Source organism: Streptomyces sp. NPDC005141, assembly GCF_053599975.1.
This window is the reverse complement of the sequence record NZ_JBSFYW010000040.1, coordinates 1-14,609: the sequence shown is the minus strand read 5'-3', so window position 1 is coordinate 14,609 and position 14,609 is coordinate 1. Positions and strand designations below refer to the sequence as shown.

The following is a 14,609-nucleotide window of genomic DNA, read 5'->3' as shown; positions in this document are numbered from 1 at the left end:
CGATGGTGGACCGAACGGAGCGCAATCTCAGGATCGGGGAGGCCGGGGAGCCGATCGTGCTCACCGAGGACTCGACGGAGCCGAGGGCTCGGGGACTCGGGGGACTTGGGACTCGGGGACTCAGGGGCTCAGGGGACTCGGGGGACTTGGGACTCGGGGACTCAGGGGACTCGGGGGACTTGGGACTCGGGGACTCGGGGATTCGGGACTCCGGGGACTCGAGGGAGCCGAGGGAGCCGAGGCCCGGTCATCCGCGGGACCCCTTGTCGAGGTCAGGTCCCCCGGTTCAGGGAAGCGCTCGGCACAGCGCGTCCAGCGCGCCGGACCACGCGTGGTCCGGCGGTGTGCCGTAGCCGACGACGAGGGCGTCCTGGGGCGGGGCGGAGGCGTCGGGGTGTCGGTGGCGGGCGAGGCCGTGGACCGCGAGGCCCTGCCAGACGGCGGCCTGGACGACCGACTGCTCGGTGCCCGGCGGGAGCCGCAGCACGGCGTGCAGCCCGGCGGCGATGCCGGTGGCGTGCACGGCGGGGGCGCGGACCGCGAGCGCGGCGACGAGAGCGTCCCGGCGGCGCCGGTAGCGCAGGCGGCCGGCGCGGACGTGGCGGTCGTAGGCGCCCGAGGTGATGAACTCCGCCAGGGTGAGCTGGTCCAGCGCGCCGGTGGACCAACCGCCCTCGCCCTTCAGCGAGACGACCTCGTCCACGAGGGACGGCGGCAGGACCAGCCAGCCCAGGCGCAGCGCGGGCGCCAGGGACTTGCTCGCGGTGCCCAGGTAGACCACGTGGTCGGGGTCCAGTCCCTGCAGCGCGCCGACGGGCTGCCGGTCGTAGCGGAACTCGCCGTCGTAGTCGTCCTCCAGGACGAGCCCCCCGGTGCGGCGGGCCCAGCCGACGACGGCGGCCCGGCGGTCGGGGTGCAGTGGCACGCCCATCGGGAACTGGTGGGCGGGGGTGAGCAGGACGGCTCGTACACCTGACATGTGGCGTGTGTCGGTGCCGAGTTCGTCGAACGGCAGGGGGGTCGTGCGCAGGCCCGATCGGTGCAGCAGATTCCAGTGCACGTCCAGGCCGTACGACTCCACGGCGAGCGAGCGCAGACCCCGCTGCCGCAGGACCGCGCCGAGCAGCGTCAGGCCGTCCGAGAAGCCGGAGCAGATCACGATGCGGTCCGGGTCGGCGCGTACGCCCCGGGCCCGGGAGAGATAGCCCGCGAGGGCGGTGCGCAGTTCGGGGCGGCCGCGGGGATCGCCGTAGCCGAGGGCGTCGTGCGGTGCGCCGGTCAGGGCGCGGCGGGCCGCCTTGAGCCAGGCGGCGCGCGGGAAGGACGCGAGGTCGGGGCGGCCGGGGACGAGGTCGTAGGCCGGAAGGCCCTGTTCGCGGTGGCGCGGCGCGGCCTCCGGCGCCGGTCCTACGACGGTCCGCTCGGCGACCCGGGTGCCCGAGCCCTGGCGGGCGGTGAGCCAGCCCTCGGCGACGAGGTCGGCGTAAGCGTCGGCGACCGTGTTGCGGGCGATGCCCAGGTCGGTGGCGAGCGAGCGGGAGGACGGCAGACGGGTGCCGGGGGCCAGCCGGCCGCTGCGGACCGCCTCGCGCAGCGCCTCCGTCAGCCCTTTTCGGACGCCGGACCCGGTCGGCTCGACATGAAGGTCGACGCCCAGAGTGGCCCATGTTTTCGCCATACAAATGGACCATACTCCTGGGCTACTCCCCTCGTAAGGTCGATCTCATGACGACGCAGGACATGACCACGCAGAACACCACGACGGCCACCACGACCCCCACGACTTCCACGACCTCCACGACCGACGGCGGGACCGCGCGGTACGCGCCCGAGCACGCCCCCCGACTGCACTGGGCCAAGCTCGCCCCCGACGTCTACAAGGCGATGGTCCGGCTCGACGCGGCGGCCCGGCGCGGGGTGGATCCCGTGCTCCTGGAGCTGGTGAAGATCCGCGCCTCACAGCTCAACCACTGCGCGTTCTGCCTCGACATGCACACCAAGGACGCGCTCGCGGCGGGTGAGAGCGTGGAGCGGATCGTGCAGCTCGGCGCGTGGGAGGAGTCGCGGCACTTCTACACGGAGAAGGAGATCGCGGCGATCGAGCTGACCGAGGCCGTCACCGTGCTCACCGAAGGGTTCGTGCCGGACGAGGTGTACGAGCGCGCGGCCCGGCACTTCGAGGAGGCCGACCTCGCCCAGCTGATCGCCTCGATCACGGTGATCAACGCCTGGAACCGGTTCGGTGTGACCTGCCGGATGGTGCCCGGCCACTACCAGGCGGGCCAGCACAAGTGACGGCCCGGCGCGCCCCGGAGGGGAGTACGCGGTGGTGACCAGGGCCGAGACCTTCCGGGCGCTGCACCACGGGCGCGTGCCGGGCGATCCGCTGGTGCTGCCCGGACCCTGGGACGCCGCGAGCGCCCGGGTGTTGGCGGACGCGGGATTCCCCGCGCTCGCCACGCCGAGTGCCGGGGTCGCCGCCTCGCTCGGGTACGCGGACGGGGAGACGCCGGCCGACGAGATGTTCGCCGCCGTCGCGCGGATCGTACGGGCGGTCGACGTACCGGTGTCGGCGGATGTCGAGGACGGCTACGGGCTGGCGCCCCAGGAGCTGGTGGAGCGGTTGCTGGAGGCGGGCGCCGTCGGCTGCAACCTCGAGGACTCCGAGGGCGGTGTCCTCAAGGACGCGGCCCGGCACGCCGATTGGCTGGCCGAGGTGCGGAGCGCGGCGGCGGACCTGCTCTTCGTCAACGCCCGTGTCGATGTCTTCGTGCACGGTGACGGAGACCCCGGTCGGGTCATCGAGCGGGCCGCGCTCTACGTCGCCGCGGGGGCGGACTGCGTGTATCCGATCGGGGCACCGACCGACGTGCTTCCCCTGCTGCGGTCCGGCATCCGCGGGCCGCTGAACGTGTTCGCCGGGCTCGATGGGATGCCGGCCGGCGAACTGGGTGAACTCGGGGCCACGCGGGTCACGTTCGGACCCGGGCTGCAGCGCCGGGCGGCCGCGGCGCTGGGAGACATCGCGGCGAAGCTGAGGTAGGGGGCGCGGGGCGGATGCCGCTGTTTCCGGCACCCGCCCCACCGCCCCGCTACGTCGGCTACGACGGCAGCCACGCCCGCCAGGTCGACTCGTGGCGGTCGACCCACTTCTTCGCCGCCTCCTGAGCCGTCAGCTTGTCGTTGGCGATCATCAAGGAGACCTCGTTCTGGTCCTCGGTCGTCCACTTGAACTTCTTCAGGAAGGCGGCGGCCTTCCCGCCGGTCTTCGCGAAGTCGGCGTTGAGGTACTTCTGCAACGGGGTGTGCGGGTAGGCGCAGGCGACCTTCGCCGCGTCGGCGTCGCAGCCCTCCTTGTAGGCGGGCAGCTTCACCTCGGTCATGGGGACCTTCTCGAAGAGCCACTGCGGGGAGTACCAGTACGTGAGGAAGGGCTTCCTCTCCTTCGCGAACTGCTTCATCTGCGTGATCTGCGCGGCTTCCGAACCGGCGAACACCACCTGGTAGTTCAGCTTCAGGTTGTCCACCAGGGCCTTGTCGTTGGTGACGTACGACGGGGAGCCGTCGAGGAGTTGGCCCTTGCCGCCGCTCTCGGGTGTGCGCATCCGGTCGGCGTACTTGTCGAGGTTCTTCCAGTCCGTGACGTCGGGGTGCTGCTTCGCGAAGTACGTCGGGACGTACCAGCCGATGTGCCCGGTCACTCCCAGATCTCCGCCGGGCGCGATCGTCTTCTTGCCCTCGACGTAGCGCTTCTCCTGGTCGGGGTGTCCCCAGTCCTCCAGGATCGCGTCGACGCGGCCCTGGCTGAGCGCGTCCCAGGCGGGCACCTCGTCGACCTGGACGGTGTCGACGCGGTAGCCCAGCTCGTGTTCGAGCAGGTACTGCGCCACGCCCACGTTGGCCTGGGCGCCGACCCAGGACTGCACGGACAGGGTCACCGTCCTGGCGCCCTGGGCGTTCGCGAAGGGCGAGGCCTGCTTGGTCATGTCGGCGGCGCCGCAGCCGGTGAGCAGCAGCAGGGCCGACGCGCCGGCCACCGCGGATGTCGTACGAAGTCGCATGTCAGGCTCCCTTCTTCGGGCGGCGTTCGGTCGGCTGGGTCACCCGGTCGAGCATCAGGCCGAGGCAGACGATCGCGGCGCCCGCCACCAGACCGGTGGCCAGATCGCCCTGAGCGAGGCCGAACACGACGTCGTAACCGAGCGCGCCACCGCCGACCAGACCGCCGATGATGACGACGGCGAGGACCAGGACGACGCCCTGGTTGACGGCGAGTTGCAGCGCCGGGCGGGCCAGCGGGAGCTGGACCTGGCGCAGCTGCTGCCCGGGGGTCGCGCCGAGGGAGCGAGCGGCCTCCATGGCGGCCGGGTCGACGCCGCGCAGCCCCTGGGTGGTGATGCGGACGACGGCGGGCAGCGCGTAGACGACCGCGGCGGCGACGGCGGGTGCGCGGCCGACGCCGAACAGCGCGACCACGGGGATGAGGTACACGAACTGCGGCATGGTCTGGAACACGTCGAGAACGGGCCGGAGCAGCCGCTCGAAGCGTTCGCTGCGGGCGGCCGCGATCCCGATGGCGAAGCCGAGGACGAGGGTCACGGCGACCGCCGCGAGCACCTGGGAGAGTGTGTCGAGGGACGGCTTCCACACGCCCAGCACGCCGATCGCGGCCATCGCGAGAACGGCGGTGAGCGCGGTGCGCCAGGTGCCGATCAGCCAGGCCAGTGCGGCGACGATCAGCAGGACCGACCACCAGGGCAGCCACTGCAGGCCATCCCGGAGCGGGTCGAGGACCCAGGTGGTGAAGTGGCCCGCCCAGTCGGCGGTGCCGCCGATGTAGGGGACGCCGGAGTAGAGGTGGCTCGTCATCCAGTCGACGGCGCTGTTCACCGGCCCGGCGATGTTCACCACCCAGGCGTCGGGCCAGTCCAGCCGGCCCGCGAGGCGTCCGGCGACCGCGACGGCCACGGCGGCGACCGCCGCGTGGAGCCAGGGGGTGCTCGTACGGGTCTCGCCGAGGCGTTCGCCCGCCGCGCCCGTGACGCGGTCGAGGACGACCGCGAGGAGCACGATCGGGATGCCCGCGGCGAGTGCGGCGCCCACGTCGACGGAGGCGAGGGCCTGGTAGACGCGGTCGCCGAGACCGCCGGCGCCGATCACGGAGGCGATGACGGCCATGGACAGGGCCATCATGATCGTCTGGTTGAGGCCGAGAAGGAGTTCCTTGCGGGCCAGCGGAAGGCGGGCGGTGAACAGGCGCTGGCGGGCCGTGGCGCCGAGGGAGGCGACGGCCTCCATCACGCCCTCGTCCGCGTCGCGCAGGCCGAGCGCGGTGAGACGGGCCATCGGAGGGGCGGCGTAGACGACGGTGGCGAGCACGGCCGCGGGGACGCCGATGCCGAAGACCAGCACGACCGGCAGCAGATACGCGAACGCCGGAAGCACCTGCATGGTGTCGAGGACGGGGCGCAGTGCGCGGTGGGTGCGGTCGGAGAGCCCCGCAGCGAGGCCGAGCAGCGCGCCCAGCGCGACGGAGGCGAGAACGGCCACCACCATGACCGCGAGGGTCTGCATGGTGGGGACCCACATACCGAGCAGTCCGCAGGCGAGGAACGCGGCGCCGGTGCCGAGGGCGAGGCGCACGCCTGCCGCGCGCCAGGCGACGAGTGCGGCCACGGCGGTCACTCCGGCCCAGCCCGCCGCGAGCAGCAGTAGATAGACGCCGCGGACGGAGAGGACGACGGCGTTGCTGACGTAGCCGAAGAAGTACAGGAAGAGTGGGTGGCTGTCGCGGTTGTCGATGATCCAGTCGCTGGCTCTGCCGAGCGGCTCGGTCAGGTCGACGGTCAGCGCGTGCGGCCAGCTGCCGTCGGCCCAGCGGGCGTTGGCGAGGGGCACGAGCACCGCCGCGACGACGGCGAGCAGCAGGAGCTTGCCGACGGCCGGGTGCCGGAGGCGACCGGGAAGGACCGTGCGGGGAACGGATGCGGTGACTGCGGCCATCACACCGCCTCCTTCCGCGGGCCCGCACCGGCGTGTGGGTCCGAGTCGCCACGCGTGTCCGAGCCGGCGCGCAGATCCGAACCGGCGCGCAGATCTGAACCGGCGACAACGGCGAGCAGCCGCTCGTGGTCGACGACGCCGAGGCAGCGGCCGTCCTGGACCACGCAGGCGGCGCGCCCGCTGAAGGAGACGGCCTTGATGGCGTCGGCGACGACGGTGTCGGGGGCGAGCGCGCCCGGGTGGTCCGGTCCGCCGCAGTCCCCGGCCCGCATGGCCGTGCGGACCGTCATGACCTGCTCGCGGGGCACGTCGCGGACGAACTCGCGGACGTAGGCGTCGGCCGGGGAGCCGACGATCTCCTCCGGGGTGCCGAGCTGGACGATCCGGCCGTCGCGCATCAGGGCGATACGGTCGCCGAGGCGCAGTGCCTCGGTCAGGTCGTGGGTGATGAAGACCATCGTGCGGCCCTCCTCCCGGTGCAGCCGCACGACCTCCTCCTGCATGTCGCGCCGGATCATCGGGTCGAGCGCGCTGAACGGCTCGTCGAAGAGCAGGACTTCGGGGTCGACGGCGAGCGCGCGGGCCAGCCCGACCCGCTGCTGCTGACCGCCGGACAGCTGTCCGGGCCTGCGCTGCTCCATGCCTTCCAGGCCGACCTTGGCGACGACCTCGGCGGCCTTCGTCCGGCGTTCCTCACGCGAGACGCCCTGGATCTCCAGGCCGTAGGCGACGTTGTCGAGCACCGAGCGGTGCGGCAGCAGACCGAAGTGCTGGAAGACCATGGCGGCGCGGTGGCGGCGCAGTTCGCGCAGCCGGACCTTGTCCATCGCGATGACGTCCTCGCCGTCGATCGCGAGGCGGCCCGAGGTGGGCTCGATCAGCCGGGTGAGACAGCGCACCAGCGTGGACTTGCCGGAGCCGGACAGGCCCATGACGACGAAGACCTCGCCCTTGCGCACGTCGAAGCTGACGTCGCGGACGGCGGCGGTGCAGCCGGTGGCGGCGCGGAGTTCGGCGGCGTCGAGCGCGGCGAGTTCCGGGTCGCCGGGGACCCGGTCGGCCTTCGGACCGAAGACCTTCCACAGATTGCGCACGGAGAAGACGGGCACGCTCGCCTCGCCGGGCTCGGTTTCCTTGCCGGACTCGGTCCCTTGGCCGGGCTCGGTTCCCTTGCCGGGTGCGGTGGTTGCCGTACCGGCAGCAGCCGTACGGACGTCGGTCGCCGTGCCGTCGGCCGTGGCGGCCGTCGCGGCCGTCGTGCTGTCGTCCGCGGCGGACATGTCGTTGCCGTTGGTGGTCGTACTCATCACGCACCACCCCCGATCAGTTCAGCGGCTTTCTCGCCGACCATGAGCACCCCGATCATCGGGTTCACGGCGGGCATGGTCGGGAAGACGGAGGCGTCGGCGATGCGGATGCCGTCGAGGCCGCGCACGCGCAGTTCGGGGTCCACCACCGCGAGTTCGTCCGAGAGCTCGCCCATCCGGCAGGTGCCCGCCGGGTGGTACACGGTGTGCGCGACCTGCCGGGCGTACGCGCTGAGTGCCTCGTCGTCCGTGACACCGGGACCGGGGCACACCTCGCGCTTGAGCCAGCCGGCGAGCGGTTCGGCCTCGGCTATCTCGCGGGCGATCTTGATGCCGTCGACGAGGGTACGGCCGTCGTAGTCGTCCTCGTCCGTGAAGTACCGGAAGTCGAGGGCGGGTTTGACGGCCGGGTCGGCGCTGGTCAGGTAGAGACGGCCGCGGCTGCGGGGCTTGGGGATGTTGGGGGTCATCGAGACGCCGTGCGCGGGGCGTTCGTAGCCGAGACGCTCCGGGTTGTCCGTGAAGGGGATCTGGTAGAAGTGGAACATCAGGTCGGGGCCCTGGTGTTCGGGGTCGCGGCGCACGAACAGACCCGCGTCGGAGTCCATCGCGGAGTTCTCCGGGATCGGCCCGTTCGTCTCCCAGACGATCACGGACTCGGGGTGGTCGAGCAGGTTCTCCCCGACGCCCGGCAGATCGTGCACGACGGGAATGTCCAGCTCCTCCAGGTCACCGGCGGGTCCGATGCCGGAGTGCAGCAGCAGGCGCGGCGAGTCGACGGCGCCCGCGCAGAGCAGGACCTCGTTCTTCGCGCTCACGAGGACCTCGTCGCCGTCCTTCGTGCGGACGTGGACTCCGGTGACCCGGGTCCCGTCGAGTTCCAGCTTGTACGCCCAGGTCTCCAACAGGAGGGTCAGGTTGGGGCGTTCGTCCATCACGGGGTGCAGGTACGCCACCGAGGCGCTCGACCGCTTGTTGTTCTCCGGGTGGTACGCGAGGTCGAAGAAGCCGACGCCCTCGGTGAACGGCTGCCGGTTGAAGCCCTCGACGCGCGGCACGTCGAGCGCGCTCCGCGCGGCGTCCACGAAGTCCCTGGCGATGGCGTTCCGGTCCTTCTCGTCGACCGGGACGATGTTGTTGAGGAGCCGCGCGTAGTACGCCTCCATCGGCACCGCGCCCCAGCCCTTGGCACCGGCCGCCTCCCACTCGTCCCAGTCGGACGGCAGCGGCTTGAACGCGATCAGCGTGTTGTGCGACGAGCAGCCGCCGAGCACCCGGGCGCGGCTGTGCCGGATGTGCGAGTTGCCGCGCGGCTGCTCGGTGGTCGGGTAGTCGTAGTCGAGTTCCCCGCCGAGCAGGCCCATCCAGCGGCGCAGGGTGAGGACGTCGTCGCGGTCGACGTCACTGGGGCCGCCTTCGATGACGGCGACGGTGACGTCGGGGTTCTCGGTGAGGCGGGATGCGATCACGGAGCCCGCCGTGCCGCCGCCGATGACGACGTAGTCGTACGTGTTCTCGTGCTGGGACATGAAGTGGTACTCCAAGGTGCCTTGTGCGATGGGGGGTTGGAGGAACAGGGCGATGGGGAGGGGGACGGAGAGGAAGGCGGGGTACGGGTCCGCACCGGGCGGCGGCTCAGGTCGTCACCCCCGGCGGAGCGGCGAACCGGCGGCCGGTGCAAGACCGTTGACCCGCGGGCCGGGGAGGGGCCGGACCGCCGGTCTCAGCCGGCGAACCAGCGCACGGGCTTCGGCGCGAGGTTCTGGTAGACGTGCTTGGTCTCGCGGTACTCGGCGAGCCCGGCCGGGCCGAGTTCGCGTCCGACGCCGCTCCGGCCGAAGCCGCCCCACTCCGCCTGCGGGAGGTAGGGGTGGAAGTCGTTGATCCAGACGGTGCCGTGGCGCAGCCGGCCCGCGACGCGGCGGGCGCGGCCGGCGTCGGCGGTCCAGACGGCGCCCGCGAGGCCGTACTCGGTGTCGTTGGCGAGGGCGACGGCCTCGTCCTCGGTGGAGAACGTCTCCACGGTCAGGACGGGCCCGAAGACCTCCTCACGGACGACACGCATGCCGCGGTGGCACTGGTCGAGGACGGTCGGCTCGTAGAAGTACCCGGTGGCGGGGCGGACACCGGACGGCTCGGGCCGCTTGCCGCCGGCGCGCAGCACCGCACCCTCGGCCAGCGCGGAGGCGACGTACTCCTCGGTCTTCGCACGCTGCTGCTCGGAGACGAGCGGGCCGCACTCGACGCCGTCCTCGGTTCCGCGGCCGAGCCGGATGGCGGCGGCCCTGCGGGCGAGTTCGGCGACGAAGCGCTCGCGCACGGACCCCTCGACGATGAGCCGCGAACCGGCCGAGCACACCTGGCCGCTGTGGATGAAGGCGGCGTTGAGGGCCTGGTCGACGGCGGTGTCGAAGCCTTCCTCGGTGGCGCAGGCGTCGGCGAAGACGACGTTGGGGTTCTTGCCGCCGAGTTCGAGCGCGACCTTCTTGACCGTGTCGGCGGCTGCGCGTGCCACCTTCGTACCGCTGGTGAGGCCGCCGGTGAAGGAGACGAGGTCGACGTCGGGGTGTTCGGCGAGGCGGGCGCCGACGGTGTGCCCGGGGCCCGTGACGAGGCCCGCGACACCGGCGGGCAGTCCGGCCTCGGCCAGCAGACCGAGCAGCGCGACGGTGGTCAGCGGGGTGATCTCGCTCGGCTTGACCACGAAGGTGTTGCCGGCGGCGAGCGCGGGAGCGATCTTCCAACTGGCCTGGAGGAGCGGATAGTTCCAGGGCGTGATGAGCGCGCACACGCCGACGGGCTCGTGCACGACGACGCTGTGGATGTCGGACGACCCGGCGTCCACCACGCGCCCACCGCCCTCCCCCACCACGAGGTCGGCGAAGTAGCGGAAGGCGTCGGCGACACAGTCGATGTCGACGCGCCCCTCTTCCAGGGTCTTGCCCGCGTCCCGGCTCTCCAGCAGGCCGAGTTCCTCGCGGTCGCGGACGAGGAGGTCGGCGACGCGGCGCAGCAGAGCGGCGCGGTCGGCGACGGGGGTGTGCGGCCAGGGGCCCTCGTCGAAGGCGCGACGGGCGGCCGCGACCGCGAGGTCCGTGTCCTTCTCGTCACCCTCCGCGACCACGGCGAACGGCTCGGCATCGGCGGGGTCGAGGATCTCGCGCGTCGCGCCGGAGAGTGCCGCGCGCCACTCGCCGCCCACGTGGATGGTCTGTTCTGCCTGGTGTCCAGCCATGATCGGTGTTGCCTTCCGTTCCTGTTCGACGCCCCTGTGTCAGGCGTGTGTCACTCCCGGGAGCCGTGAGCACCTGCCCCCAGGCCCCGGATGCATGCACAATCCGTCACCAAAAGTGCGCCGAGTCACTGAAAAATCCCCCGAAACACGAACAGACCGGTCGATGGACACCGATGGACAGCCCTGTTTCCTTTGACTAAAGTCAAAGGAATATGGAGCCAGTGTCAGCGGACCAGGTGACGGCGCTGCGGCGGTTCAACCGCTACTTCACCCGGCGCATCGGCGTTCTCGACGACCACTACCTCGGCCAGGACCGCCCCCTCGGCGAGGCCCGGCTGCTGTTCGAGATCGGTGGCGCGGGAGCCTCCCTGCGGGAACTCCGGGCCAGACTCGGCCTGGACGCCGGGTACTTGAGCCGGATGGTGCGGGCCCTGGAGAAGCAGGGCCTCGTCCGGGTGAGCGTTCATCCCGGCGACAGCAGACTGCGCGTCGCGGAGCTCACGGCCGCCGGCCAGGTCGAGGTCAGGGAGCAGAACCGACTGGCCGACGGGCTGGCCGAGGGTCTGCTCGGCGGCCTCGCCGCTCCCCAGCGCGCGGAACTGACCGCGGCCCTCGACACGGCACACCGTCTGCTCCGGCTCGCCGCCATCACCGTCCGGACCGTCGACGGCGCCTCCCCCGACGCCCGCGCCTGTCTCGCCGCGTACGCCGCCGACATCGACGAACGGTTCCCCGAGGGCTTCGACCCCGGCACCCTAGTCCGGCCCGACGAGGTGTCGGGCGACGCGGGCGCCTTCCTCGTCGCCTACGAGGAGGACCGCCCCGTGGGCTGCGGCGCGCTGCGCCGGCTCGCTCCCCGAGCGGGCGAGATCCGCCATGTGTGGGTGCACCCCGGCGCCCGCCGGCTCGGCCTCGGACGCCGCGTCCTCGACGGCCTCGAACAGCAGGCCGCCGAGCGGGACTTCACGGTCGTACGGCTCGACACGCACGCCGTGCTCACCGAGGCCCGGGCGATGTACCGGGCGTGCGGATACACGGAGATCCCGCGGTACGACGACAACGTGTACGCGGCGCACTGGTTCGAGAAGCGGCTGCCCGGCGACGGGGCCGAGGAGCCGTCCGGACGCTAGGTGCCGCTCGTGCAGGCGTACCCGGTCGGGCAGAAGGAGTTCACGGCCGTCGTGAGCTGCTCGGTCAGGTCCGTGCCCGTCGGACCGCTCGCGACGACGGCGTACGGAGTGCCGTCGGCGGCCTGGAAGCGGTGGTCGACGGTCTGGGTGGCTCCGAATTGCTTGCTGTCGTAGCGGTAGCTGAACTCCGTCCAGTCGGCGCCGGTCCGCCGGTCGAGGTACTGGTACCCCTTGAACCCCTCCGCGATCGCCTGGGCCTGGGCGGAGGACTCCGTCACGGAGATCTCCTTGACCTCGAACACCATGAGCCGACGGTCGCCGCCGGGGGCCGTGTAGGTGACGACGGGCGCCAGCTTGCCCTGCGTCTCGTCGCGCGCCCAGCCGTCCGGCACGTCCACGGCGTAGCCGAGCGGATCGACCGCCCGGCTGTAACCGGGCGACGGCGCCGGAGCGGTGGTCTCGGCCGGGTCGGCATAGGCGCCCTCGCTGCCGGAGCTGTTCAGGGTGTCCGGAGTCGCCCCGGGCTGCGTCGCCGTGACGGTCACCGCGGGACCGGTCGGGCCCGCGTCCGGGTGCCCCGCCGGGTCGTCCCTGGTCAGCGCCCACAGCCCGCCGCCCACCCCGCCCGCCAGAACGGCCACGGCCACGATCACCAGAAGCAGCCGCCGCGAGTCACCGGCCCGCTGCGGCCGGCCGCCCCCGGGCGCCGCGCCACCCCCGGGCCAGGGCTGGGGCTGCGGGGGCACCTGCGGCTGCGACCAGGACTGGGACTGCTGCTGCTGCCATTGTTGCTGCGGCGGCTGCTGAGGCATCGGCTGCGGTGCCACGGGGACCGCGGGCGGATATTGATCAGGCCGCAGCGAACCCGCCTGCGTGGCAGCCGCCCACCACTGCTGCTCCCCGTCGGGCGGCACCCCGCCGGCATCGGCACCGTCCTGGACTCCACCGGCCTCGGGCCGTCCCGTACCGTCGTCCACCCATTGCCGACGGTCCGCGTCCCATCTCTGCGCCATCCCGTCACCCCCCGCTCCCCGTCGGCCGCACCCGGCGGCACCGATCCTGGACGCTCTCGTCGCCGAACCCCTGCCGCGCCCTTGCCCCCCGGCGGACCGTACGTAACGACGATAGTGAGGATTCCACCTGCGGCACCCCTCTTTATGACGACAAAGCACATACGTTCGATACGTACTTTCCGTACGCCTCACCGACCCCGCCGGACCCGGAACACAGCGATGCCCGGGCGGTGTTCACCGCCCGGGCATCGCGCGTACCGCGACGGACCCGGCTCACCCGAGCCGGACCCGTCAGATCCGATCGGATCAGATCAGGCCGAGACCGCGAACCGCCTCGCGCTCCTCCTCGAGCTCCTTCACGGAGGCCTCGATGCGGGTGCGGGAGAACTCGTTGATGTCCAGGCCCTGGACGATCTCGTACCGGCCGTCCTTCGTGGTGACGGGGAAGGAGGAGATCAGGCCCTCCGGCACACCGTACGAACCGTCCGACGGGATACCCATGGAGGTCCAGTCGCCGTCCGCCGTGCCGTTGACCCACGTGTACACGTGGTCGATGGCGGCGTTGGCGGCCGAGGCGGCCGAAGACGCGCCACGGGCCTCGATGATCGCCGCACCGCGCTTGGCGACGGTCGGGATGAACTCCTCGGCGAGCCACTTCTCGTCGTTGACGACCTCGGCGGCGTTCTTGCCGGCGACCGACGCGTGGAAGATGTCGGGGTACTGGGTGGCGGAGTGGTTGCCCCAGATGGTCAGACGCTTGATGTCGGCGACCGTGGTGCCCGTCTTCTTCGCGAGCTGGGTCAGCGCGCGGTTGTGGTCCAGACGGGTCATCGCGGTGAAGCGCTCGGCGGGTACGTCCGGGGCGGCGGCCTGGGCGATCAGCGCGTTGGTGTTCGCCGGGTTGCCGACGACCAGGATCTTGACGTCGTCCGCGGCGTTGTCGTTGATGGCCTTGCCCTGCGGCTTGAAGATGCCGCCGTTGGCCTCGAGGAGGTCGCCGCGCTCCATGCCCTTGGTACGGGGGCGGGCACCGACGAGCAGACCGACGTTGGTGCCGTCGAAGGCGACGTTCGGGTCGTCCGTGATGTCGATGCCCTGAAGGAGCGGGAAGGCGCAGTCGTCGAGCTCCATGGCGGTGCCCTCGGCGGCCTTCAGCGCCGGCGTGATCTCCAGGAGGCGCAGCTTGACCGGCACGTCCGCGCCGAGCAACTGGCCGGAGGCGATGCGGAAGAGCAGGGCGTAACCGATCTGGCCGGCAGCGCCGGTGACGGTGACGTTCACGGGAGTGCGGGTCATGGCGTTCTCCGTATGACAGCTGGCGGTGGGGCGTCCCTGCCCCGGGTGCAGGATCGTCCCCTGCAACCACCGCAATGATCGATCAAAGGTTCCGATGATCGATCTCTCGGCGTCAAGAGAGATCCGCCGTCAGGCTATCGCGCATCCGGGACCCCGGACGTCCGGGTCCGTGTGGCCCACCCCACAGATCCCCCAAGTAGGCGGCCGCCGGGCCCGGGAGAGGGTGAGCTCGGCGACCGCCAAAGGGGGTACCAGGGGCTGCGGGAGGGATCTCTCCGTCCCCGACAGCACCGAATCCCGTGGGGGTACGCAGCGCCCGCCCCCTCCTCGCGAACTCAATCCCCCCATCCAGAGGATTTTCGAGGGGGAACCCAACAACCTTTTCTCGCCCCCTCCGCCCCTACCCGTCCCGTACCTGGGGCTCCGCCCCGGACCCCGCTCCTCAAACGCCGGAGGGGCTGGATCTTGCACCCGCAGTGAAAAGCGTGCCGGGGGCCGCGCCCAAGCCACGAATCACCCGCAGCCGTCCGCGCACGGGAGGGGCCGTGCCGGTACATCCCTGATGTCCGTCGCTTACGTCCGGATCGAGCAGCGGTTCCCTCCTGGACCCACGTCTGATCCAGCG

11 protein-coding genes are annotated in these 14,609 nt (G+C 71.8%); 3 read left to right on the top strand and 8 right to left on the bottom strand.

Going from position 1 to position 14,609, the window contains the following annotated elements:
* Positions 1-286 precede the first annotated feature (286 nt).
* Complete coding sequence (pdxR, locus tag ACWD68_RS27270; protein ID WP_451809102.1) at positions 287-1,678, bottom strand: MocR-like pyridoxine biosynthesis transcription factor PdxR; 1,392 nt, start codon at positions 1,676-1,678, stop codon at positions 287-289.
* Between the two features lie 62 nt (positions 1,679-1,740).
* Here pdxR and ACWD68_RS27265 point away from each other — a divergent pair, with 62 nt between their 5' ends.
* Both ACWD68_RS27265 and ACWD68_RS27260 read left to right on the top strand, forming a co-directional pair.
* Entirely contained in the window at positions 1,741-2,295 is a 555-nt protein-coding gene (locus ACWD68_RS27265) for a carboxymuconolactone decarboxylase family protein (protein WP_451809155.1), read from the top strand.
* A gap of 34 nt (positions 2,296-2,329) precedes the next feature.
* Positions 2,330-3,043 (top strand): isocitrate lyase/PEP mutase family protein, encoded by a 714-nt coding sequence (locus ACWD68_RS27260; RefSeq protein ID WP_451809101.1) that lies wholly within the window; start codon positions 2,330-2,332, stop codon positions 3,041-3,043.
* Between the two features lie 58 nt (positions 3,044-3,101).
* Here ACWD68_RS27260 and ACWD68_RS27255 read toward each other — a convergent pair whose 3' ends face one another.
* The 5 genes from ACWD68_RS27255 to ACWD68_RS27235 form a co-directional block, all read right to left on the bottom strand.
* Positions 3,102-4,061: an ABC transporter substrate-binding protein gene (locus ACWD68_RS27255; RefSeq protein WP_451809100.1), complete on the bottom strand. Its 960-nt coding sequence runs from the start codon at positions 4,059-4,061 to the stop codon at positions 3,102-3,104.
* Position 4,062: 1 nt separating this feature from the next.
* Entirely contained in the window at positions 4,063-6,003 is a 1,941-nt protein-coding gene (locus ACWD68_RS27250) for an ABC transporter permease (protein ID WP_451809099.1), read from the bottom strand.
* Complete coding sequence (locus ACWD68_RS27245) at positions 6,003-7,310, bottom strand: quaternary amine ABC transporter ATP-binding protein (protein WP_451809098.1); 1,308 nt, start codon at positions 7,308-7,310, stop codon at positions 6,003-6,005. Before ACWD68_RS27245 ends, ACWD68_RS27250 begins: the two co-directional genes overlap by 1 nt.
* Positions 7,310-8,839, bottom strand: coding sequence for a GMC family oxidoreductase (locus ACWD68_RS27240; RefSeq protein WP_451809097.1), 1,530 nt, complete (start codon positions 8,837-8,839; stop codon positions 7,310-7,312). Before ACWD68_RS27240 ends, ACWD68_RS27245 begins: the two co-directional genes overlap by 1 nt.
* A 194-nt stretch (positions 8,840-9,033) precedes the next feature.
* Positions 9,034-10,545, bottom strand: coding sequence for an aldehyde dehydrogenase family protein (locus tag ACWD68_RS27235; protein ID WP_451809096.1), 1,512 nt, complete (start codon positions 10,543-10,545; stop codon positions 9,034-9,036).
* 212 nt (positions 10,546-10,757) lie between these two features.
* Between ACWD68_RS27235 and ACWD68_RS27230 the strand changes: the two genes are divergently transcribed.
* The gene (locus ACWD68_RS27230) at positions 10,758-11,675 is read left to right on the top strand and encodes a GNAT family N-acetyltransferase (RefSeq protein ID WP_451809095.1); all 918 of its coding nucleotides are present in this window, start codon (positions 10,758-10,760) and stop codon (positions 11,673-11,675) included.
* Here ACWD68_RS27230 and ACWD68_RS27225 read toward each other — a convergent pair.
* The gene (locus tag ACWD68_RS27225; protein WP_451809094.1) at positions 11,672-12,688 is read right to left on the bottom strand and encodes a hypothetical protein; all 1,017 of its coding nucleotides are present in this window, start codon (positions 12,686-12,688) and stop codon (positions 11,672-11,674) included. The genes ACWD68_RS27230 and ACWD68_RS27225 overlap by 4 nt on opposite strands.
* A 306-nt stretch (positions 12,689-12,994) precedes the next feature.
* Positions 12,995-13,984: a malate dehydrogenase gene (locus ACWD68_RS27220; RefSeq protein ID WP_451809093.1), complete on the bottom strand. Its 990-nt coding sequence runs from the start codon at positions 13,982-13,984 to the stop codon at positions 12,995-12,997.
* Positions 13,985-14,609: the final 625 nt, after the last annotated feature.

Coding starts and splice junctions, on each gene's coding strand:
- pdxR (WP_451809102.1), bottom strand. CDS start 1,678: ATGGCGAAAACATGGGCCACTCTGGGCGTCGACCTTCATGTCGAGCCG.
- ACWD68_RS27265 (WP_451809155.1), top strand. CDS start 1,741: ATGACCACGCAGAACACCACGACGGCCACCACGACCCCCACGACTTCC.
- ACWD68_RS27255 (WP_451809100.1), bottom strand. CDS start 4,061: ATGCGACTTCGTACGACATCCGCGGTGGCCGGCGCGTCGGCCCTGCTG.
- ACWD68_RS27250 (WP_451809099.1), bottom strand. CDS start 6,003: ATGGCCGCAGTCACCGCATCCGTTCCCCGCACGGTCCTTCCCGGTCGC.
- ACWD68_RS27245 (WP_451809098.1), bottom strand. CDS start 7,310: ATGAGTACGACCACCAACGGCAACGACATGTCCGCCGCGGACGACAGC.
- ACWD68_RS27240 (WP_451809097.1), bottom strand. CDS start 8,839: ATGTCCCAGCACGAGAACACGTACGACTACGTCGTCATCGGCGGCGGC.
- ACWD68_RS27235 (WP_451809096.1), bottom strand. CDS start 10,545: ATGGCTGGACACCAGGCAGAACAGACCATCCACGTGGGCGGCGAGTGG.
- ACWD68_RS27230 (WP_451809095.1), top strand. CDS start 10,758: ATGGAGCCAGTGTCAGCGGACCAGGTGACGGCGCTGCGGCGGTTCAAC.
- ACWD68_RS27225 (WP_451809094.1), bottom strand. CDS start 12,688: ATGGCGCAGAGATGGGACGCGGACCGTCGGCAATGGGTGGACGACGGT.
- ACWD68_RS27220 (WP_451809093.1), bottom strand. CDS start 13,984: ATGACCCGCACTCCCGTGAACGTCACCGTCACCGGCGCTGCCGGCCAG.